The organism is Bacillus sp. EE-W1, assembly GCF_009760835.1.
GTDB classification, from domain to species: domain Bacteria; phylum Bacillota; class Bacilli; order Bacillales; family Bacillaceae_G; genus Bacillus_A; species Bacillus_A wiedmannii.
In genome coordinates, this window is record NZ_WIPE01000071.1 from 464 (window position 1) to 23,038 (window position 22,575).

17 protein-coding genes and 1 pseudogene are annotated in these 22,575 nt (G+C 32.9%); 6 read left to right on the forward strand and 12 right to left on the reverse strand.

The genetic code is table 11. The features are described 5' to 3' along the window. Window positions 1–55 precede the first annotated feature (55 nt). Window positions 56–295, forward strand: a pseudogene (locus tag GFJ36_RS18310) (YdcF family protein); the annotation flags it as partial. Between the two features lie 48 nt (window positions 296–343). Here the strand turns inward: GFJ36_RS18310 and GFJ36_RS18315 are convergent. Together GFJ36_RS18315 and GFJ36_RS18320 are read right to left on the reverse strand one after the other, a co-directional pair. Continuing rightward, window positions 344–1,288, reverse strand: a complete 945-nt coding sequence (locus GFJ36_RS18315; protein WP_097892096.1) for a glycerophosphodiester phosphodiesterase — start codon at window positions 1,286–1,288, stop codon at window positions 344–346. A gap of 381 nt (window positions 1,289–1,669) precedes the next feature. Beyond that, window positions 1,670–3,289, reverse strand: a complete 1,620-nt coding sequence (locus GFJ36_RS18320) for an FAD-dependent oxidoreductase (protein WP_088610276.1) — start codon at window positions 3,287–3,289, stop codon at window positions 1,670–1,672. A gap of 472 nt (window positions 3,290–3,761) precedes the next feature. On the opposite strand from GFJ36_RS18320, the gene GFJ36_RS18325 reads away from it, so the two are divergent. The 3 genes from GFJ36_RS18325 (at window position 3,762) to GFJ36_RS18335 (ending at window position 6,766) form a co-directional block, all read left to right on the forward strand. Continuing rightward, on the forward strand, window positions 3,762–4,106 hold the full coding sequence (locus tag GFJ36_RS18325) for an ArsR/SmtB family transcription factor (RefSeq protein ID WP_088610277.1): 345 nt from the start codon (window positions 3,762–3,764) through the stop codon (window positions 4,104–4,106). Between the two features lie 18 nt (window positions 4,107–4,124). Beyond that, on the forward strand, window positions 4,125–5,123 hold the full coding sequence (locus tag GFJ36_RS18330; RefSeq protein ID WP_097892099.1) for an NADP-dependent oxidoreductase: 999 nt from the start codon (window positions 4,125–4,127) through the stop codon (window positions 5,121–5,123). Window positions 5,124–5,299: 176 nt separating this feature from the next. Beyond that, window positions 5,300–6,766 (forward strand): protein adenylyltransferase SelO, encoded by a 1,467-nt coding sequence (locus tag GFJ36_RS18335; RefSeq protein ID WP_088610279.1) that lies wholly within the window; start codon window positions 5,300–5,302, stop codon window positions 6,764–6,766. A gap of 159 nt (window positions 6,767–6,925) precedes the next feature. Here the strand turns inward: GFJ36_RS18335 and GFJ36_RS18340 are convergent, their stop codons facing one another. From GFJ36_RS18340 to GFJ36_RS18365, 6 genes are all read right to left on the reverse strand, one after another. After that, window positions 6,926–7,126: a hypothetical protein gene (locus GFJ36_RS18340; RefSeq protein WP_001226066.1), complete on the reverse strand. Its 201-nt coding sequence runs from the start codon at window positions 7,124–7,126 to the stop codon at window positions 6,926–6,928. After that, window positions 7,126–8,220 (reverse strand): response regulator aspartate phosphatase, encoded by a 1,095-nt coding sequence (locus tag GFJ36_RS18345; protein ID WP_157349702.1) that lies wholly within the window; start codon window positions 8,218–8,220, stop codon window positions 7,126–7,128. Before GFJ36_RS18345 ends, GFJ36_RS18340 begins: the two co-directional genes overlap by 1 nt. A 138-nt stretch (window positions 8,221–8,358) precedes the next feature. Then, window positions 8,359–8,706: a DUF4260 domain-containing protein gene (locus GFJ36_RS18350; protein WP_088610280.1), complete on the reverse strand. Its 348-nt coding sequence runs from the start codon at window positions 8,704–8,706 to the stop codon at window positions 8,359–8,361. A gap of 12 nt (window positions 8,707–8,718) precedes the next feature. Continuing rightward, the gene (locus tag GFJ36_RS18355) at window positions 8,719–9,687 is read right to left on the reverse strand and encodes a bile acid:sodium symporter family protein (protein ID WP_097892105.1); all 969 of its coding nucleotides are present in this window, start codon (window positions 9,685–9,687) and stop codon (window positions 8,719–8,721) included. Window positions 9,688–9,691: 4 nt separating this feature from the next. Next, window positions 9,692–11,083, reverse strand: coding sequence for an FAD-binding oxidoreductase (locus tag GFJ36_RS18360; RefSeq protein ID WP_088064136.1), 1,392 nt, complete (start codon window positions 11,081–11,083; stop codon window positions 9,692–9,694). Window positions 11,084–11,251: 168 nt separating this feature from the next. Beyond that, window positions 11,252–11,650 (reverse strand): DUF2871 family protein, encoded by a 399-nt coding sequence (locus GFJ36_RS18365; protein ID WP_088610281.1) that lies wholly within the window; start codon window positions 11,648–11,650, stop codon window positions 11,252–11,254. A 255-nt stretch (window positions 11,651–11,905) separates the two neighbouring features. Here GFJ36_RS18365 and GFJ36_RS18370 point away from each other — a divergent pair, with 255 nt between their 5' ends. Continuing rightward, window positions 11,906–12,409 carry a GNAT family N-acetyltransferase gene (locus GFJ36_RS18370; RefSeq protein WP_087984039.1) on the forward strand — a complete coding sequence of 168 codons (504 nt, stop codon included), beginning with the start codon at window positions 11,906–11,908 and terminating at the stop codon, window positions 12,407–12,409. Between the two features lie 598 nt (window positions 12,410–13,007). Here the strand turns inward: GFJ36_RS18370 and GFJ36_RS18375 are convergent. Next, window positions 13,008–15,728, reverse strand: a complete 2,721-nt coding sequence (locus GFJ36_RS18375) for a sensor domain-containing protein (RefSeq protein ID WP_141542807.1) — start codon at window positions 15,726–15,728, stop codon at window positions 13,008–13,010. Between the two features lie 1,006 nt (window positions 15,729–16,734). Between GFJ36_RS18375 and GFJ36_RS18380 the strand changes: the two genes are divergently transcribed. Beyond that, window positions 16,735–18,213, forward strand: coding sequence for an Lsa family ABC-F type ribosomal protection protein (locus GFJ36_RS18380; protein WP_087984038.1), 1,479 nt, complete (start codon window positions 16,735–16,737; stop codon window positions 18,211–18,213). Window positions 18,214–18,355: 142 nt separating this feature from the next. On the opposite strand, the gene hlyIIR is transcribed toward GFJ36_RS18380, so the two are convergent. The 3 genes from hlyIIR to GFJ36_RS18395 all read right to left on the reverse strand — a co-directional run bounded on the left by hlyIIR (window position 18,356) and on the right by GFJ36_RS18395 (window position 22,136). Beyond that, window positions 18,356–18,961 carry a hemolysin II regulator HlyIIR gene (gene hlyIIR / locus GFJ36_RS18385; protein ID WP_087984037.1) on the reverse strand — a complete coding sequence of 202 codons (606 nt, stop codon included), beginning with the start codon at window positions 18,959–18,961 and terminating at the stop codon, window positions 18,356–18,358. Between the two features lie 399 nt (window positions 18,962–19,360). Continuing rightward, complete coding sequence (gene hlyII / locus GFJ36_RS18390) at window positions 19,361–20,599, reverse strand: hemolysin II HlyII (RefSeq protein WP_087984036.1); 1,239 nt, start codon at window positions 20,597–20,599, stop codon at window positions 19,361–19,363. Window positions 20,600–20,900: 301 nt separating this feature from the next. Next, window positions 20,901–22,136 (reverse strand): N-acetylmuramoyl-L-alanine amidase, encoded by a 1,236-nt coding sequence (locus GFJ36_RS18395; protein WP_087984035.1) that lies wholly within the window; start codon window positions 22,134–22,136, stop codon window positions 20,901–20,903. Between the last annotated feature and the right edge of the window lie 439 nt (window positions 22,137–22,575).

Sequence of the window (22,575 nt, forward strand, 5' to 3'; positions counted from 1 at the left end):
GCCGCTAGACTATCGTCTTTCACACGCCTGAGGAAGGAGACTTCTTTCGGATAATATGTTAAAAAAACATCTACCTAATACTGTTACTTGTATTCCATTTACATTTGATACAAGTTTCGATGGTGAGTTTATAATGAATAGATATAACTGGATGGAAAATGAAAAGAGTCGCTCTATGATTTTTGGAGAATACTTGAGAAATATTTGCTACGGTAGAAAAGGTGGCATTGAGCCACCTGAAAAAGAAGTTCAAGGTTTAGAAGAATATGTATCCTACTACTATAATCTAGCATAATAGAAAAAGGTATACCAAAACGTCGGTATACCTTTTATCCTATCTCACTTATTTTTCTTTTAGTACACTATGTAATCGATCAGGATAATTTGTAAACATTCCTGTAGCACCCCATTTAATTAACAATCTCATATCTGGTTTCTCATTTATTGTATAAGGGTGAATTAACAGTCCATTTTTCCTAGCCATTTTCATATATGACTCATCAATAATTAGTTCTCCGTCATCATTACGTAAGTTTGGACCAATACCAACTGCATACTTTTTGATTTCTTGAAAATCTTCATTTGTTACACTTTTCGGTTCATGTGTAATGCCAGACCATTCAACAATCTCATTGTTTTCATTTGGATAATACCAAAGCAGTTGAACTAACGGAATATTTTCATTCATACTATGAATCTTTTTTAAACTGTCTTTACTAAATGATTGAATCATAACACGGCTAGAAGACATGTTTTGACCTACTAAATTATATTTTTTTAATAAAGCTAATAACTTCTCTTCCATTCCTGGATACACATCTGGTGATTTTGTTTCAATGTAATACTTCATGCTTCTTCCATACTTTTGGAAGATTTCTTCAAGAGTCGGAACTTTTTGACCAACATACTCTTGCTTAGCCTTTTCTGGATAAGCTTTATTGAACCAAGATCCTGCATCTAAGCTCTTTATTTCACTTAATGTTTTATCTCGTACTTCACCTGTACCATTTGTAGTGCGGTCAACTGCTGTATCATGCATTGCAATCAACTGGCCGTCCTTAGTTAACTGAATATCTAATTCCAAATAATCCGCTTTCATTTTTTTCACAAGATCATAAGAAGCAAAAGTATGCTCAGGTGCATGTCCACTTGCTCCACGATGTGCAATGTTTAAAAATTTATTCGTATTCCATTCATACTTCCCTTCTGATTTCGCATGAACAGCTCCCCCAGCAAAGATACTTCCCGTCATAAAGAAAATAACGAACGCGCTAATAATTTTTCTCATCCTTCTAACCCTTCCTACGTTGCAAATTTCAACAAGTTAATGAGATTTACACGATATAGAAGATATACTTTCATTATTTTTATAAGCTTATATGAAAATTCCAATCTTACAAATACAATTCCCCTATGTTATTACTATACTATTTATTTTCTATATCCCTCCTATTCACATGGAACTTCCTATTGATTACAGTTCACCAATAAAAAAAAGCCATAAATTATTTAGAGGACACTATTGTATCCCTAAATAAATTTATGGCTTATCTCAAATATCTCCGGCCTCGATTAACTTGTCGAAATTAATCATACCAAACCTATTAAAATTTGTGAATATTATTTTTTCAGTAAAATGAAGCATATAAGACAATACTTCCGCAGTTACTTAAAAATCACATAATAATTTATTCATTACCTCCTCCAGCATTACAGCTGGATTTACCACCGCTTTTTCCGAACGCCATCCAATAAATCCATCTGGTCTAATTAGTACAACTCCTTCATTCTCTATCCCATATAATTCACGAAAAACATTTTCTTGAGCAATAAAGTCTCCGTTTACCCCTACTCGATACATTTTAATAATTATTCCTAATTTAGATGAAACATCAAATACAGCTTCAGCCCAAGAACTATTTTCTACTTCAGTAAGTAATACAAAATTGTTACCGAATAAGTCTAATATAGAAACCTTCTCCCCTTCATACATTCCAAAAAAATGTGGTGCTCGCGTTCCAGGTCTTCCGTTCAACTCTACGATATCCATTCTATGTGGAGTAGCTGAGTCATCTACTATCGCCTCTGAACAATAGTGATACCCAACAGTTACAGCTAATCCATCCATATTATTCAAACTGCCTTCTTCTCTACTTGCAGCACGGAACAATAAACTACTCGCATACTCTGTCGTTAATTTTGCAACAGGATATCTCTCTTTATGATATGTTTCTAACAATTTTGGATCTGCTTTCCCTTTTATAACAGCCGCTAATTTCCAAGCTAAGTTATGCGCATCTTGTATGCCTGTATTTGAACCAAATCCTCCAGTTGGTGGCATAATATGTGCAGAATCACCAACTAAAAAAATGCGATTATCTTGAAATTTTGTAGCAGTACTTTCAGTCGCTTCCCACGGTAAAACACTTACTATTTCTGGTTCAACATTTGTGCTTCCAATTGCAGTTTGCATAATTTGTTTACAACGTCCTATAGTGAAATCCTCTGGTCGCTCTCCTTTTAATGGATCGTAGGATACATGGTAAATCCATCTTCTTTCGTTATCAACTGGAATAAGCGCACCAAGAACTTCCGAATGAAGTACCATAGTAAAACCAAATGCATCTCCCTGTATAAACTCACTTAAATCCGCTTCAAAATAAATATTCATATAATAGCCACCGATTGTACCTCTTCCCTCGGTACGTATCCCTAGCTGCTCACGTATTTTACTTTTCGCTCCATCTGCTGCAATTACATAATCACAATGAATAATACTTTCTTCTTCCGTTTCACGATTCCGAATCGTTGCGATTACTCCATGCTCATTTTGTTCATAAGAAACTAATTCATGATAAAAAGATAATTCTCCGCCTAGTGTTCTCGCTTCTTGTAACATGATCTCTTCTAAAATAATTTGATAACAAGCCGTTTGTTTTGATGGACTAATCTCTTCTATTTTTTGAAGTAACTTTTCATCATTTCCATACTGAGTCGCCCGCATTTGTGCCAATTCTTCCTTATTCGCCTCAGCTATTGTATGAACTGCTATTCTTCCTCGGCAATTTTCTAATGCTTTACCCGCCGATCTAATTCTTTGTTCTAAACCCAATTCTCGAAATAACTCCATCGTACGAAAAGTGATTCCACCTGCTTTTGGATGAATTGCAGTAGACGGGTGCCTTTCAACCAGCGAATAATCAACGTTATGTTTTGCAAGGAATAGCGCAGATGCTAACCCTGATAATCCTCCTCCAATAATTAAAACTGGTACGTAATTCGATTTCATATATTTACCCTCCCATCATTGTTCTGAGCTCAGTGATATAAATATAATCAAAAAAACAACAAAGATATAGACTTATATTTCATTTTGAATTATCATATAGATAGATTACGCCCCAAATTACTTTTACTTTTTCATACATCTATAATCTGCTTGAATTATGCAGGTATGAAAGAGTACAACGAAACATTTCACTTTAGTAGACACTAACATAATAAAAACATGATAAGCGGTCGTAACCCTATAAGTTATTCAGGGTACGACCGCTTATTTTTTTTAAATCCTTATCCTTTCTCATCTGTAAACAACATATCATTAAAGCCTTTTCTATCCCCTACCATTTTCAACTCATAAAATTCCATTCATCTCGATTTTCTTTCCCAATATTGCAGCTCATTCAACAATGATGTAGCATTACCGTATTGATGTAATGGTTCATCATTTTAAACCTTTCGACTAATTACCAGGAGGTAAAGTGATTGAAATGAATAAACAAGAACAATTAAATGTTATAAAAAAAGATTTTATTGATTCCCAAAAAGTATTATTGGCAATTGGCGATGAAACACGTCAAGCTATTTTGTTAGTTCTCATGGAAACGGAATGTCAAACCGGATTACGTGTAGGAGAAATTACGAAACAAACACACCTTTCTCGTCCAGCGGTATCACATCACCTAAGGATTTTACGAGAAGCCGGTATTATTTTAATGCGAAAAGAAGGTACAAAAAACTTTTATTATATTGATATACGTACAAAATTAGGCTTATTAAAAAATCTTGTATTAGATATTGAAAAGCTATTGCACAACTTTTATTGAGATTTGGAGGTATAAGAAATGAAAGCAATGATAATTGATAAATACGGGAAAGTTCCAATGCGTATGGCAGAAGTACCTACTCCTGAAATAAATGAACATGAAGTGCTCGCAGAAATTCATGCAGCTAGTATTAACCCAATTGACTTTAAAATACGTGATGGAAAAGTAAAGATGTTACTTAAATATGAAATGCCCCTAATCCTTGGTAATGACTTTTCTGGTGTCATCGTAAAAGTTGGATCAAAAGTAACTCTTTTTAAAGTCGGCGATGAAATATATGCACGCCCAAGAAAAAATAAGATCGGTACTTTCGCGGAATATATAGCCGTTCATGAAGATGATATAGCTTTAAAACCAAAAAATTTAAGTTTCGAGGAAGCGGCGTCGATTCCACTCGTTGGCTTAACATCCTATCAAGCACTACATGACATTATGCATTTACAAAAAGGACAAAAAATATTAATTCACGCTGGGTCTGGTGGTGTTGGTACTTTCGCAATTCAGTTAGCAAAAATAATGGGCGCTACCGTTACAACAACTGCTAGTGAAGCTGGTTCCGATTTAGTAAAGTCTCTTGGCGCAGATGAGATTATTAATTACAAAACAGAAAAATTTGAAGAAATACTAAAAGATTATGATGCAGTATTTGATACAATCGGCGGTACAACACTTGAAAAATCATTTGATATTATAAAAAGCGGCGGCAACATTGTTTCCGTTTCAGGAATGCCAAATGCTCGTTTCGGTAAAGAATTTGGTTCCGGATTTTTTAAAACGCTCTTATTTTCATTAGCAAGTAGAAAACTTACTGCACTTGAAAAGAAGCATAATGCGCAATATTCATTTTTATTTATGAAGCCAAGCGGAGATCAATTACGTACTATCGCAAAATATATTGAAGCTGGTGAAATCAAACCGGTAATCGATCGAGTTTTCCCTTTTGAAGATGCTCAAAAAGCAATGGAATATTCAGAGGCTGGAAGAGCAAAAGGAAAAATAATTGTAAAAATTAAGTAATCATAAAAACTCCATTAAAAAAATGGAGTTTTTATATTTACTGTTAAATAGACATAGTGCAGTGAAGTCCTTACAATAGATTGCAAGGGGAAATATCATATTATACTTTCAGCTAATTTTACAAAGAATACATACGTACAAATACATTATAAAAAAATAAACAAGGAGGAGATAAAATGACTAAAAATAATGAAGCTGGTTGGAATTTAGATCATAGTTATACAACTTTACCACAATCATTTTATACAGAAATCCCCCCTACTCCCGTAAGTTCACCGGAGCTAGTTAAACTAAATCATTCACTCGCAATATCTCTTGGCTTTAATCCTGAAGAATTGAAAAAAGAAGTTGAAATTGCTGTTTTTGCTGGTAATGCACTCCCAGAAGGAGCTCACCCCTTAGCACAAGCGTATGCCGGTCATCAATTCGGACATTTTAATATGTTAGGCGACGGTCGTGCGCTTTTAATAGGTGAACAAATTACTCCTTCAGGTAAACGTTTTGACATTCAACTGAAAGGTTCTGGCCCTACTCCGTATTCACGCCGTGGTGATGGTCGCGCTGCACTCGGTCCGATGCTACGCGAGTATATTATTAGTGAAGCAATGTACGCTCTTGATATTCCAACTACTCGTAGTTTAGCAGTTGTTACAACTGGCGAACCAACATATCGTGAAACAAAGTTACCTGGAGCAATTTTAACTAGAGTCGCTAGCAGTCATATACGTGTCGGCACATTTCAATATGCTGCAGCTCGTGGTTCTATCGAGGATCTTCAATCACTAGCTGACTATACGATAAAAAGACATTATCCAGAAATTGAAGCTCATGAAAACCGATATACTGCATTACTACAAGAAGTCATAAAGAAACAAGCAAGTCTCATCGCTAAATGGCAACTTGTTGGATTTATACATGGTGTAATGAATACTGACAATATAACGATTAGTGGAGAAACGATTGATTACGGCCCTTGTGCATTTATGGACAATTACGATCAAGGAACCGTATTTAGCTCTATTGATACACAAGGTCGCTACTCATATGGAAATCAGCCATATATGGCCGCGTGGGACCTCGCGCGACTAGCAGAATCTTTAATACCCATCCTACATGAAGATGAAGAAGAAGCATTAAAGATTGCTCAAGACGAAATTTCAAAATTTAGCGTACAATATGAAAACAATTGGTTCCTTGGAATTAAAAAGAAATTAGGACTATTTAGCAACGAGGAACAAGATCAATCACTTATTGAGCAACTTTTAAAAATGATGGAGAAACATAAAGCCGATTATACAAATACATTCCGTTCATTAACTCTTAATACGCTCGAAAATACAGCTCTATTTGAAAGTCCTGAATTTAACGAATGGTACAAACTATGGCAATCTCGATTAGAAAAACAAGAAGAATCGAAAGAAAACGCCTACGAAATGATGAAAAATAATAACCCATCAATCATCCCTAGGAACCACCGTGTAGAAGAAGCACTAGAAGCAGCTGTTACAAATGACGACTATAGTGTAATGGAGAAACTTCTTGAAGCCTTATCAAACCCTTATGCGTATTCTACAGATCAAGAAGAATACTGCGTTCCGCCTGCACCGACGAATCGTCCTTATCGTACTTTTTGTGGGACTTGATTGCAATTTAAAGAATGTTTCTAGTTATATTAACTGTTAACAACAAACTTAAAAGGTGTTTTCAATATTGAAAACACCTTTTAAGTTAACTTATTTAATGTCCATTTTTAAAATCAACTAAAAATGCCGACTTCAAATCAAAAGTACTTCATTCTATATTTATCCACGTTCTACTACTAAAAAATCTGGTTTTGCAGGTGCAGGCGTATCTCCATGAGCAGCATATTGTTTAGTATCAAAATTTAATACCGAAAAATTTTCTTGTGTCGCTTGTTTTGGTTCAGCTAAAATGCCACCAATACTCAAAAATACAACACCAGCAGCCGTTAACCCCATAATAGTTAATCCAATTTTTCTCATTATTTCAACGCTCCTTTGTCAAATATTCTTTTTCTCGTTTCATAAGCCTTATAAAAATACTTTTCAGCCTGTTCTATATTGCCTTCTTTATGAAACTCTATCGCCAGCTTTTCAGCATATTCGCAGATATATTCGGTTAAATTTTCTCTTTCAAAGTAAGAAAAACTTTCGAGCATAATTTTTTCTACGTTTTCTGCTTTCAAACATTGACAAAATTCATTTAGAATTAAAAAATGATACTTATATTCATCATTTTTTAATTCTTTGCAAACTTCCAATCCAATTTCAATTAATTCTTTTGCCTTTTCTATTTCTCCTATTTTATAATATTCTCCTGCCTCTATAAAAATAGCTTTATAATGATTCGGCATTTTTTTAGAAACCTCTGATAAGTGTCTAATAGCCAAGACCGAAAGGTTTTGACTTGCATACAATAATCCTAAATTATGTCTTATTCTTAAAACTAGTGTTTCAGCATCATTTTTTTGCAAAGTATTTAACGCTGAAACAATATACTCCTCTGCTCTTTCATGTTGTTTTAATTTTGAAAAAGATAACCCCAAAACATTTTCACATAGTGCTACATTCATTTCATGCCCTGCATGTTTTGCAAAGATATCCCTTGCTTTCGAAGCATATTCAATAGCTGAATACGCTTGATACATTTGATATTTTAATGTAGAAACTCTGTAGTTAAACTCTGCTTGTTCAACTTCATCTGGAATATTCTTTAGTAAACTTTCCGCTTTATCAAAATAGTTACTCGCTTCACTATAATTTGAGAGAATTGTAGAATGTATAGATTTGAAAAAATAATAATAATATCCTAAAAATTCATCATTCGGTTTAGGCAGCGAATCTAGTTTATCAAAAGAATTTTTTGAAATGCCTATACCATCAATTAGCACTTTATATCGAAAATCTAAAAGATAATAGTGAAATAAAACATTTATATCTCCTTCGATAATATGTAGCTTTTTATCAATCCCTTCCTTTAATTTATTGGCTTCACTTACTCGTTGTGCTCTGATGTTTTGGTACCAATCATTCAGCATCTTAGTAATTAATTTATTGCCCGTGATTTGTATATTCATTGAAACCCCTCCTCATCTATTTAAGTATTCTAAAAGTAACACAATTCAATTATCTATATCCATATTTATATATATTTCTCAACAATTGTTTGAAATTCAATTCCTCAATTAATTATTTGTTCACATTACACCCCTCTTTTATAACCTCTGAATATGAGTATCTTTAAAATCCGTCTCATATTTCAATCCATATCCAAACATTCGATCCATCCCAATATGTGCTGTCCATATTAGCCCAATCATTATAACGGTATCTATCTTAAAATAGACACCTATGATAGCTATTAATATAGATATAATATATGTGTGACATATATTATAAATTTTAGCACCAACACGATTATTTATACCGTACGCTAACATTGATAAATCCGGTGCTAAAAGGAATACCCAAAATATAATCCAACTAAATTCATATATTGAATACGCATAAATCGTGGCTACGAAAACAACCAGTCCTTCAAAATGTACAATACGTTTTTGCATTCTTTATCATTCCTATTTTTCTATATTTACCGATAAATTTTCATCACTAAAAGTATTCTTTGCATTTTTTGACCAGATGGTTGCTAATATCGGCCCTGCAATATTATGCCATACTGCTGCTAATACACTTGGAAGTGCAGCTGCTGCTCCAAAATGTGCTGTTGCCAGCGCAACACCTAAGCCTGAATTTTGCATTCCTACTTCTATTGAAATAGCCCTTCTTGTTCCTTCGTCTAGTCCAAGTACGAACGCTGTTATATATCCGAGTAAAAAACCAAATGCATTATGAAGCATTACTGCAATAAAGATAAGCAGGCCTGAAGAAGTAATGCTACTTACATTCGCTGAAACAACTGCAGAAACAATAATAATAATTGCTACAACTGATATTAAAGGAATAACAGTCATTCCTTTCGTAACAGTTGTAGGGAAAAACTTCTTCACTACTAATCCTAAAATAATAGGTAGGATAATGACTTGTACGATAGAAAGAAACATAGACATAGCATTTACTGGCATCCATTGTCCCGCAAGTAATAATAAAATAAGAGGTGTAGCAATTGGTGCTAGTAACGTTGATAATGAAGTCATTGCAATAGACAACGCTAAGTTCCCTTTTGCTAAATAAACCATAACATTTGATGCAGTGCCACCCGGTACTGAACCGAGCAACACTAATCCAGCTGCTAATTCGGCTGGTAACTTCATAACGTAGGCTAGTACGTATGCGACAAGTGGCATAATAATAAACTGAGCACATACACCGATAATAACTGGCAATGGTTTTGTAGCAATGATTTTAAAATCAACAGCCTTTAATGTTAATCCCATCCCAAACATTACAACCCCGAGTAAAATTGTTATGTAACTAGTTAACCCGAGAAATGGTCCAGGAATGAAATATGCAATAGCTGCCATACAAATAACCCAAAATGCAAAATACTTTCCAGCTATATTACTTATCGCTTCTAGTACTTTCACCCAATCATCCCCTATCCTTCAACTGAAAAACTTTATTCGGATTCAAAATGTTTTGTGGGTCAAGAGCTTTCTTTATTTTTTCCATTACGAGTAATGCCGCCCCATGTTCTTCTTCTTGATACTTTCGTTTTCCGATTCCAACGCCATGTTCTCCCGTACACGTTCCACCTCGTTTAAGAGCATATAAAACGATACTTTCATTTATTTCGTCCGCCTTTTCCACTTCTTCTTTATCGTTTGGATCAACCATTAAGAGCACGTGGAAATTCCCGTCTCCCACATGCCCAAGAATACCACCGATAAGACCTACTTTATCTAATGTCTCTTTCGCATGTTGGATTGCACCAGCTAATTCTGAAATTGGTACACATACGTCTGTACTCATAAGCTTTTTACCAGGATAGCTATGAACGTAAGAATATGCTAGATTATGCCGCGCATCCCATAATTTATTTCTCGCCGCAGTTTCCGTTTCAAAAGCAACTTCTTTACATTTATGATCAAAAACAATTTCCTTCGTGAATTCAATATCTTGCTTTAGCCCTGCTTCATTACCGTGAAACTCTAAAAACAGTGTAGGTTCTTCTCTGTAACTTGTTTCATTATAATGATTTACTTGTTTCATAGACAATTCATCTACAAGTTCAATTCTTGCAATTGGAATACCCGCTTGTAGTATATTAATAACAGCTTCTACTGCATTATTTATAGTTGGAAACGATGCTCTCGCAGCCATAACATGTTCTGGTATGCCGTATACTTTTAACGTTAACTCTGTAAAGCATCCAAGCGTACCTTCTGATCCTACGAAAACACCATTTAAATGGTAACCTGATGATGACTTCGCCGCTAAATTTCCAGTATGTATTACTTCCCCATCAGCAAGAACGACTTCTAAATCACGAACTTGATCACGCATTACCCCATACTTAACTGCTGTCGTTCCGCTCGCATTTGTAGCAGCCATTCCACCTAACGTTGCATCTGCTCCTGGATCCACACTAAAAAACAATCCATACTTTTTCAATTCTTTATTAAGCTGAGAGCGAGTCACTCCCGGCTGTACTCTTACAAGGAAATCTTTCTCTCTTATTTCGAGTATTTTATTCATGAGCGAAAAGTCCATTGTAATTCCTTTTTCATATGGAATAACGTGGCCTTCTAAGCTAGAGCCTACACCGAAAGGAACGACAGGTTTTTTATGCTCACTCGCTACTTTCATTAATTTACTAACCTCTTCAGTCGTTTTTGGAAAAACTACTACATCAGGTAAACTACTAGTATGATAAGATTCATCTTTACTATGTAACTCTCTTACTGTCGTATTTACAACTACTCGATCTTCGGGAAGTACACCCTTTAATTCATTTACTAAACGCTCTACCGTTATTTCCATCGTACACTCTCCTACTTTCTATAAATTTGAATTACAAAATATGTTAACTATTTTATACATAATAATCCGAAAAATTAAATAATTCAAGTTTTATACATATGCAAGTTTCATACTGTCGAATAAACAAAAAGAACTTGCAATACCTATCGCAAGTTCTTTACTATAAAACTACATTTTAAATGACTTCTTTATTAACAACATAAACCAAATTAAAGTACCTGCCATCAGCGAATGAGAAAACCCAACAATATAAGTTAATCCATTAAAGTCCGCTCCATTTAACTGAAGAAGCCCTCTTGCGGCCAATGAACCTAACATTAAAATTAATGCGATATTATGTACAACAAACCACTTATTAAAACTTCTCGCTTCATGAAACGCGAATACTTTTGCTAATCCTAAAGCAATTAAAAAGAAGAAAAAGCCAAGTACAAGTGTATGTGTATGCAATAAATTTAACAAAGTAGAACCTAAAATCCCCTTATACTTTCCATACTCCCTGGCGAAAATTCCTGATAATAAACCGATAATCAAATACGTAAACGATGCATTATATAATTTCTTCATTATGTACCTCCTTGAGTAGAATGTGTAGTGTGCCATATTTAGTAATAATGATAGTTATATAGTAAAAACTCCTAGTCACCTAGGAGTCATTGTATAAGCATCTCACTCTTTACAATCAATTTTAATTATAGGATATCCCTTTATACAAAACAAACGAACTTTATGTGAACAAGCAGGACTATTTTAAAATATGTTGCGATTTCGTATTACACACTCCATACTAATTATTATAAATGTTAAAGGTGGTGCAATAGCTTGATAGTTCTTGAAACTGAACGACTCGTTCTTCGCTGGTTTCATATAAAAGACGCTCCATTTATTCTTGAATTAGTAAACGATCCTGCCTGGATTCAGTTTATTGGTGATAAAAGGATTAAAAACTTAGAAGATGCAAAAAAATACATCTTAAACGGACCAGTTGATATGTATAATAAAATGGGATTTGGTCTTTACTTAGTTGAACGAAAAGAAGATTTCACTCCACTTGGTATGTGCGGACTTATTAAAAGAGATTCATTAGAAGATGTCGATATCGGTTTTGCCTTTTTAGAGAAATTCCGTTCGAAGGGGTATGGCTTTGAATCAGCTTCTGCTGTAATCGACTACGGTGTACAAAAGCTCGCGCTGAAACGAATTGTAGCAATTACTACTATTGATAACATCAATTCAGGAAATCTTTTAGAAAAAGTAGGATTTCAGTTCGAAGAGATAATTTCAGACTCTGGAGAAAACTTAAAGTTATTTGGGTATAACATATAATAACTAGTCAGAGTTCACTTTTAATCTAATCAAAAAATATTTCTTACATATACATTCCTAAAAGTTATTATGATTAAAATACTCATCTGTTTTTTCACATTATAACCACACTAATTTAAATCACAATTCTAATTTAAATTAGTGTATTTATTCTTACAAACACTCTATTTTGTTCTTAAAGTTGTCAAAACTCTTATGTAGCTACATGAAAAGTTTATGCTAATATATTAATAAGAAACTATGTGTTCCCTTAACCCTGTATCCGGCCCTGTATTTTTTACAGGGCCTTTTGTTTATTTAATTTACTTATCACATGCTTATATACACATTAAAAGTCATTTCAAATGTAATAAACGATAAATAATAAAATAACTTTAGACAGTATGACCTGCACCTTTAATACGATCCCTTCAAATTTCTTGACGAGAAGACAAGTCATGAAAAAGGAATCACTTAAGAACAAGATAACAGCTTGAGTAATGATACATCTTAATGCAAAATATTTTGGAAACCTAACTGCTAGTTAACTAAAAAAGAAGTTCTACTTAATATAGGTAGAACTTCTTTTCCCTTTACTTCACAAGTACATAGTTCTCACTTATTCCCTGCTTAAAAACTTGAGAAACTCATCTTCATTTACAGGTTTACTGTAATAATAGCCTTGAATTAAATAGCATGCATTTTGTTGTAACACTGTTAATTGTTTCTTCGTTTCTACTCCTTCCGCAATCACTTTCATATTTAAAGTATGAGCTAGCGAAATAATAGTTTGTATAATTTCATCTCCATCATTCGAAGTTCCAATCCTATTCACAAATTCTCTTGGAATTTTCAAAGTATCAATTGGATATAAAGGTAGATATGCTAATGAAGAATATCCTGTACCAAAATCATCAATTGATAAATGTACACCATATGATTTTAATGCTTTTAACTTCAATAAAGTTTCTTTTTCATCTACCATGGCAATTCGCTCTGTTAATTCCAAATCAATCAAATTAGCTGGTACTCTTATTTCTTCTATGGTAGATATAATCGTTTGAACAAAATCTTTCTGTTCAAACTCTATAGCTGATAAATTTATCCCCATTTTTAGATTTGTATAACCTGCAGAATGCCATTCTTTCAGTTGTGAACACGCTTGCTGTAGCGTCCATTTCCCAATTGTAATAATCTGTGATGTTTCTTCCGCGATAGGTATAAACTCAAAAGGTGAAATTAGCCCCAGCTCTGGATGTTGCCAACGTATTAATGCCTCTGCACCAATAACCTTTCCTGCCTTACTATCAACTTGTGGTTGGTACAATAAAAACAACTCATTATTTTCAATTGCATTCGGTAAATCTTGCTCTAATTGTAATCGTCTTGTTATTTTTAGAGATAATGTCTCGTCGTATATACAAACAGCATTGCTACCTTCTTCCTTTGCACTATACATAGCAATATCAGCATGTTGTAAAAGTGTTGTGGCATTTGTTCCTCCAAATGGATACAACGCTATTCCTATACTAAGGGATAAATAAAAGCTGTGTTGATTTATTACAAATGGTTCTTCAGTTATACGAAATAATATTTCGCACAAATCTAATAGCTGTTGCTCTGTTTTGTTATGGACAATGATTGCAAACTCATCTCCCCCTATTCTTGCTAAAGGAATAGCTGGTGACAGACATGTCCTAAAACGTTTGGCAACTTCTTTTAAAACACTGTCACCAATTGCATGCCCCAGTGTATCATTAATGGTCTTAAAGCGGTTTAAATCTATATACAGAAGTCCAAACTTATCCTGTGTTTTTTGTACACGCTCAATAGATCTGTCTAATTCTTGTTGGAAGAATATTCGATTTCCAATCCCCGTCACTGTATCATGAAATGCTAGATAGTTTATCTCATCCTGTTGTTGCTTCATCCTCGTTATGTCTTTTACCATTATATAACTCCCAAAAGTTTGTCCTTCTATCATGATAGGAACAATAGTAACGTACCAAAAATGTATATCCTTCTCATTATTATTTTTCACACGTAACTGTAACGCAGACGAACTACATCGTTTCCCCATCTTTAGAGCTGCTTCCAATTCAGGTTTATCTTCATCTAAAAAAATAGAAAAGCACTCTTTTCCTATTAATGCTGCACTGTCTTTTCCTAATAACATACTTCCAGACTGGTTTATATTTAATACGGTACCATTTGAATCAATTGTTAATATAGGATCTGGATGGTACTCATATAAAGACTTAAACCTCTCTTGATTTTTCACCAAATCATTAGATTTTTTTATTAAATCTGCTGTTCTTTTAGATACTTTTTGCTCTAATTGATTATTAAACACTTTTAATGTTTCGGTTAAATCTTTGTTTTGCATTCGTACAATTGTATGACGAATCAGTACAAATACAAAGGCAATACAATTTCCCGTAATCAGTGTAGAGGAAGAAGTTTGCTCTTTGAAAGTAAAACCAATTAAAATTGCAACTGAAAGATAAGGAAATATGACAAGAAGTTTCTTTCCAAATGTCGGATTAATAATAAAGTAATCTCTTCTAGAAGATGTACTCCTTGGAATAGTAGCAGCAATGGCAATAAATAATAGAAAAACTCTATACAAACACCTTAATAATATAAGTGAACGATGTGATAAATCATCTTGTAAATAAAAATATAAATAGTCTGTAATAGACAAGCCAGTTAATACTAAGATAAAAATAAATAATTTACTTTTCGCATTAAAAATTGCTGGTCGAAAAATAAGGCTAACTCCTAGTAATAGAAGCAATAGATCTATAATTGGGAAAATAAATGAAAGAAAAACATCTCCAATTGATAAGAATAAGATATTTGCAGAAGGTTTATTAAATAGGTACCATTCTAAGGTAAAAATAGCAGTAACAACAATACATAAATCACAAATTAAATACGCTTTTTCCCACTTGTTACATTCCATAATGATTTTATAAAAGAACGCAAGGAGAAAGAAGAATAAGAAAAACAACAAAAATACATCAGAGATATTAAAATTTTCTATTGGTAATTCTACATTAAGTACTTGAAAAGCAGATATAAAATTCCCTATCAAGAAACACCCTATTGCAATAGTAATACAAACCCAAAAGACTCCTAGTTTAATTTTTCTTGATACCATAGAGTAAAGTAATGAGATAAATACAGTAGTTTCAACAACTAAGGATGATAGTCGTATATTAAAATCTGATACAAAATAATGATTCGGAAAAACAAATAAAAATATAAAACAAAAGCTTAAATAAGCTAGTAGAGCTAATATCAATACATAAAATTGCACATGTGAATGTTTACGCAACGGACTCACCTTCTTAATTTTTTCTAGATTTTTATTAAAAATGACCTGATGCTGCACTGCTCGTATTCATCAAAATGAACTTACTTATTATTCCATATTATGAACTTTTTATAGGATTTCTTTCTACATACCACAGCCTGATTTACTTTCTGCAGATATTTCTTCTTTTTTAACTAAGCATTCCAAAAAGAATACGATGGAAAATGTTATTTTTCGGTATTTACTCATCGTAAATTTGAATAATACAACTTAGCTGTTCTTTGAATATGAGATAGAATCTAAACTTCCATAGCAACATAGTTATTCGCTTATTGTCACACTTAGAAAGAAGAGTAATATACTATCATTAATTTAGAAATTCGAATTAAATGACCGAACTTACTGTAACTATTATAGTTACAGTAAAGGGTGCTGTCAATTTCAAATACCTCCCCTTTTAATGGACAAAAGACGTGACATTTTGAACAAAAATAAGATGTTTATAAGAAAGATGTAATGTTATATCGACCTAACCAAAGAAATATAAATGATCTAGTATTAAGTGAAGATGATATTGCATCTCCCAAAAAAGAATGTTACTCTAAAAATAGAATGATGAAAGGAATGATGGATGAATAATGATTAACTAATTTATATTTTAAGTTGAATTTTATAACTTCAAACTACAAAATATAGGGTTAGTCTATCCATTTTTATAATTCATTTCATACTTTATTTGTCATGATTCAAATGATTAATAAGTACTTACTTAGGCGACAGACTAATCCTTCCGATTAAAAATCGGGGGATTTTTTTATTCCCTTTTATGTAAGTTAAAATTTATTAATCGCTAAATTTACCTAACAAATAAAGGAGCGAAAAAAATGGCTAATTCAGATACTATTGTTACACATGTAATGCTCTATATAAGTCGTTAATATCCATCAAACTTATATAGAGAAATTAAAAAATGGATGGATGTTCCGACTTTATATGAAACGTTTCGATATATAAAGGAGGAATTATTATGTCAATGATAAAAGTTCAAGACTTAACTTTTTCATACCCAGGTAGCTTTGATAATATTTTTGAAGATGTAAACTTTCAAATAGATACGGATTGGAAACTAGGATTTATCGGTAGAAACGGACGAGGTAAAACGACATTCTTTAATTTATTATTAGGGAATTACGAGTATAGTGGAAAAATCCTTGCTTCTGTAGAATTCAATTACTTCCCCTACCCTGTTGCAGATAAGAACAAATTCACTCATGAAATCCTTGAAGAAATTTGTCCCCAAGCAGAAGATTGGGAATTTCTACGTGAAATATCCTATTTAAATGTTGATGCCGAGGTCATGTACAGACCGTTTAAAACTTTATCAAATGGAGAACAAACAAAGGTGTTGCTTGCTGCACTGTTTTTAAATGAGGGCCAATTCCTATTAATTGACGAACCAACAAACCACCTAGACACGGATGCACGAAAAATAGTCTCTGATTATCTAAGGAAGAAAAAAGGGTTTATTTTAATTTCACATGACAGAATCTTTTTAGATGGATGCGTTGACCATATCTTATCTATAAATAGAGCAAATATTGAAGTTCAAAGCGGGAACTATTCTTCTTGGAAATTAAATTTTGATAGACAGCAAGAGCACGAAGAGGCTACAAATGATCGTCTACAAAAAGACATAGGAAGATTAAAACAGTCTTCCAAGCGTTCAGCAAATTGGTCTCATGATGTAGAAGCTTCAAAAAATGGAACAAGGAATTCAGGTTCTAAGTTGGATAAGGGATTTGTAGGACATAAAGCAGCCAAGATGATGAAAAGGGCAAAAAACCTAGAATCAAGGCAACAAAAAGCTATTGAAGAAAAGTCAAAATTACTAAAAAATGTGGAGAAAACTGAGTCATTAAAATTAGAAGCATTGAAGTTCAAGTCAAATGAATTAGTTACTTTGGCTGACGTGTCTGTTACGTACGATGACCAAGTCGTGAATGAGCCAATTAACTTCGTAGTTGAACAAGGTGACCGAATTGTGCTTGATGGCAAAAATGGGAGCGGGAAAAGCAGTATCCTAAAACTAATTCTAGGGTATCCGATACAGCATACAGGTTTAGTTACATTAGGTACAGGACTCACCATTTCCTATGTTCAACAAGATACTTCTCATTTGAAAGGATCGCTATCAAATTTTATTGAAGAAAACAAGATTGATGAGACATTATTTAAATCCATCCTACGAAAGATGGATTTTGACCGAATTCAATTTGAAAAAGATATATTTCATTATTCTGGTGGACAAAAGAAAAAACTGCTTATCGCTAAAAGTTTATGTGAAAAAGCCCATATGTATATATGGGATGAACCATTAAACTTTATAGATATTTATTCACGTATGCAAATTGAAGAGCTAATTCAACAATTTAATCCCACAATGATTATTGTTGAGCATGATAAGGCATTTCAACAAACCGTTGCAACGAAAACTATATCTATGTAACTCCACTCGAATTATTAATAAATCAAGCCATTAGTCTATAAAGTATTTGAATGAAGTGTCCAAAAAAGCCTAATTTCTCTACAATCCTTTGAGAAATTAGGCTTTTTAACAGGAAAATTAGGATTCATAAACAATGACTAATTTACATATTAGGCTTATCTGTTAAAGCAGAAATAATTCTGCTCACCAAATCTTCTGGCATCCATTCGTAATTTGTATCATTCGATTCATTTGGTCCTAAAGAATCAATGAACTTTTTAAACTTTGGAAATAAAACAATAGAAGTGATCCAATGTATCGTATGATTTATAGAGAAGAAATGAAATACTCCTTGTTTCTCCCCCTCCTGCAATATTTCTTTTAACTGTTCAAAACTACCTACAAAATACGGTTTAATCTTTTCTAATCTTGCACTTTCCTTAATAATCTCCTCATATGCCAATGTGCCAATTTCAGGATTTTCTTTTATATGTGTAATAAAGACTGTTAAATATTCTTTTAGAGCATTAATAGGATTAAATTGATTCTTCTCAAGAAAATTAGGTAACTCATTAGCAAGACCATATTTCTTAAACACCTCATAATATAGATTTTCTTTCCCATTAAAATAGTAAGAAGCCATAGCAACATTCACTTTCGCTTCTTTTGCAATTTCTTGTATGCTCGTACCTTCATAACCACGCTCTCCAAATTTTTTCTTAGCAGCCTTCAAAATATTTTCCATCGTCTGCTCTCGAGATTTCCCCATTTCACACACCTCAAATAATATATATTTCACTTCAAAAATCCACTAAGGACTTTGAATAGAGTATCTTTTTAATGAAGTTTAATTATATATTTAAAGTAATAACTTAACAACCGATGAAGACTTGCTTACTTTAAACTATTCGCCACACAACATACTCCTCAAAAAGAAACATCTCCTGAACATCGCCTACCCTATGTCATCATACAAAGAATTCATTTAAAAATGAAATAAAAATAAACACCCTACTTAAAACAATATCTCCCTGCGTGGCATGAATAGCTTTCAAATACCTCACGTTCTTTTCTAATTGCGTATAAGAATGAAAAAAATAATAAGGGCCAGAGTTTATCTATCTTTACAGATAAACTCTGGCCCTTTCATTTACAATTCATTTACTGATTAGATTTGTTTAATCTCAATATAAGGTCCTTTGATGTTTAATTTGTTAATGTCATTCGAAATATTACCTACAGTTGTTTTTTCATTAAACGTATAGATCTTTTCACCATTCATAAAGATACCCCAATTTTTATCCTCGTAACTAATACCATAACCAGCATTGCTAGATGTCGCTTTGAGCTGATTTCCATTCATTGAAAAAGATAATTTCCCTTTGCCTTTGTTAAGTTGGTTATTCACATTGTTGATACTACTCATTTGTTCTTCAAGGGCTTTTTGGTTATCAAGAGTAACTTGATGGTTTTTCCAGTCTAACTTATAGTTGTTTGTAAAGAACTCATTATATGTATCTTTATTATTTGTTCCCCACCATTTCGAACTTACCCATTCGATATTGTACTGATCTGATATTCTACGATTTGTTATTTTTAAATCAGATGTAGATTCTGTTTTATCTGCAGTAATAACTGCTACTACATTAGGAGAAAAACCATATCCTGTTAAAGCTGGTACTGTATCTTTTGAAACAAAATTATTCGTTCCTTCATTATAACTACGTGATTTCATAAATAGTTGATTACCGTAGAAAGTATTAAATGAATCACGATTATAAATTCCCCACTCCGGGTAATTAAATGATTGGAATCCTACTTTCCAATTTAATTTTTTATCTGTGTGAGTCTCTAATACCGTTTTATAGTCTACTTGATCATAAGATACACTTTCTTTCCAAGCAAAGCTACCTGTAATACTTGCATCAGCATTTGGGCCTTTATCATTTACCCCAACTTTAACACTTCCGCCAAGTGTATACCCTACTTCAGAAGTAACCTTTGCTGAAGTCATTGTATTAACTGGGGCAGCTTTATGGAATTGAGCGCTATCACCACTTGTTATTTCTGCTTCAGTATGATAAGCCGATGGCCATTTTAAACCTGCGTTATAGAATCCGCCATTAATTGTATATTTAGCATCTATATTACTACCATCTGTTGTAACAATTGCGATTTTTTTATCTGCATAAGGATCCTCAATAAAAGAAACCTTTATTGAATTTTTGATATTCTGCTTCATGTCATAAGTAGTTTTAAAACTATTATAGACTTTTCCACCATTTTGAAGATTTTCTACAGTTCCTTTAGAATCTGCAAATGCAGATGTTGCTTGTGCACCAAGTGATCCAGACATAATAACGGACGCTACCGCAACACTTTTAGCTATTCCTTTTGCTTTTTTCATACAGACATCCACTCCTTCTTAAACATTTAAAAGGTATAAACATATTACTTTTAGCTCTCAATACTAGAGATAGGTTCATAACTTTACAATGTAGAAATTTATTAATCTTTATGACAATAACTATCAACACTTGTTTTTCTAATTTCCATCTCTTTTTTTACTGATAACTATTATCAATATTATTAAAACACATAATAACGATTTAAACAACAATTTTAAATATACATTTAAAATTGTTGTTTAAAAAATGCAAAAAAATTATAGAATTCTTTATTTCGAGAATTACTATATTTTCATTTACTTATTGCAACCTATATTCAGATACATTATTCCCTTTCCATTCATAATAATCTAAAATCCCCTCATAAATGGCTTCTGCTGCAACCTGCCTTCCGTTTTCTGTAGATAACTTACTGTAATCAATACCATTATCTATAAAAGCAAGTTCCGTTAACACAGCTGGCATTTCATTTTCTCTTATAACATGAAGATCTCCATGTTTAACGCCTCTATCACGTGTTTGAAGAGCGTCTACTAATCGGGTTTGAATTTTTTCAGCTAAAACACGACTTTCTTCCACATGAGGATTTGTTTTTTCAGATTTAGAAGATTTATAGTAGTATGTTTCTGTCCCTTTTGCATTACCATTATAAGCATTTGCATGAACACTTATAAAGATATCCCCCTGATTTTGTTTAGCAAATTTAACACGTTCCTGTAAAGAGCTTTTTTGATCATGTCCAGGTCTAGTATCAGATTCACGAGTTAGTAAAACTGTAAATGGTGTATGTTTTTCAAGCAATTGTTGTAGACGTAAAGAAGTGTCAAGTACAATCTTACTTTCAGGTAATCCCTTTGTGTCTTTTCCAGGATCTGCGCCACCATGTCCGGGATCAATAATTATTGTCTTATTTTCTAAAGGATTACTTTGACTATATTGAAGCATATCTGTTTTTGCGGTTAGTTGTGCAGCTTCAGCGCGTGTTATGAACCTATTTGGTTGCCAACCATTATCTGTACCAACTGAAATTTTTAAATCAATTAAAGTATTTGCGAATTTTTCACCCCAATGTCCCTTTAAATCTTCAAATTTACTTTGTCCATTGCTAGTGTTTTTATTTTGTAGTTTATATGCATTCACTAGCATAGTAGCCATAGCAGCACGAGTAACTTTTCCAGAAGGATTAAATATTCCATTTCCTTCACCTTTAATTATTCCTGCCTTTTCAGCTGCGGCGATATAAGGGGTTCCCCAGTGGTTTTGTGAATCTTTAAAAGATGGTTTTGCATTTAAATCAATGTGTATACCAAGAGCCCTTGTCATAATGGTTGCTGCAGAAGCTCTATCTAGTGTATCACTTGAACCAAAAGTTCCATCTGGATAACCACTCAATACTTGTTTATCAACTAAATAAGTAACGGATTTGTCAGCCCATGCAGGAACATCTGGAAATTTGTGAGTATCTGCAAAAATACTAGTAGAATAAGATAGTAAACTTCCAGCAAGAATTCCTGTAGCAATTAATTTGTTCTTCAAAATTTAGCACCTCTAAAAAATTATTACAAGTCGGTAAATTATGTAAAATATAGTTAATCTTTAAATAATATGAATTCGAATAAAGTATAGATTAAGTTGGCGTCATCACTATTATAAGATAAAGAATCTAGTATAGAATTATCATTCCGAAAAGAACCCTTCGACATACACTTATAGATTGAGACTATTACATATATTCACCAACATTGTGTAACTAGTATAGTTACTTATATATACAAGTGTCAATTAAAACAATCTTACATTTTTGTAAGGTAACAAAATTAATAATATATCAAGTAATTATTAAACAATATAAATAATTATCTTTTATTTTAAGAAAAAGCACACTCCTTCTAAATTATCATTGATGCCTCTTTCAATTCCTAATGTCCATCTTAAAAAGAGCACTTTTGAAAAGTGCTCTTTTTAAGAATTATGA

Bases quoted from the DNA above. Each gene is read 5' to 3' on its own strand.
- GFJ36_RS18335 (WP_088610279.1), top strand. From the start codon at position 5,300: ATGACTAAAAATAATGAAGCTGGTTGGAATTTAGATCATAGTTATACA.
- GFJ36_RS18380 (WP_087984038.1), top strand. From the start codon at position 16,735: ATGTCAATGATAAAAGTTCAAGACTTAACTTTTTCATACCCAGGTAGC.
- hlyIIR (WP_087984037.1), bottom strand. From the start codon at position 18,961: ATGGGGAAATCTCGAGAGCAGACGATGGAAAATATTTTGAAGGCTGCT.
- GFJ36_RS18365 (WP_088610281.1), bottom strand. From the start codon at position 11,650: ATGAAGAAATTATATAATGCATCGTTTACGTATTTGATTATCGGTTTA.
- GFJ36_RS18315 (WP_097892096.1), bottom strand. From the start codon at position 1,288: ATGAGAAAAATTATTAGCGCGTTCGTTATTTTCTTTATGACGGGAAGT.
- GFJ36_RS18350 (WP_088610280.1), bottom strand. From the start codon at position 8,706: ATGCAAAAACGTATTGTACATTTTGAAGGACTGGTTGTTTTCGTAGCC.
- GFJ36_RS18360 (WP_088064136.1), bottom strand. From the start codon at position 11,083: ATGGAAATAACGGTAGAGCGTTTAGTAAATGAATTAAAGGGTGTACTT.
- GFJ36_RS18330 (WP_097892099.1), top strand. From the start codon at position 4,125: ATGAAAGCAATGATAATTGATAAATACGGGAAAGTTCCAATGCGTATG.
- GFJ36_RS18320 (WP_088610276.1), bottom strand. From the start codon at position 3,289: ATGAAATCGAATTACGTACCAGTTTTAATTATTGGAGGAGGATTATCA.
- GFJ36_RS18340 (WP_001226066.1), bottom strand. From the start codon at position 7,126: ATGAGAAAAATTGGATTAACTATTATGGGGTTAACGGCTGCTGGTGTT.
- hlyII (WP_087984036.1), bottom strand. From the start codon at position 20,599: ATGAAAAAAGCAAAAGGAATAGCTAAAAGTGTTGCGGTAGCGTCCGTT.
- GFJ36_RS18345 (WP_157349702.1), bottom strand. From the start codon at position 8,220: ATGAATATACAAATCACGGGCAATAAATTAATTACTAAGATGCTGAAT.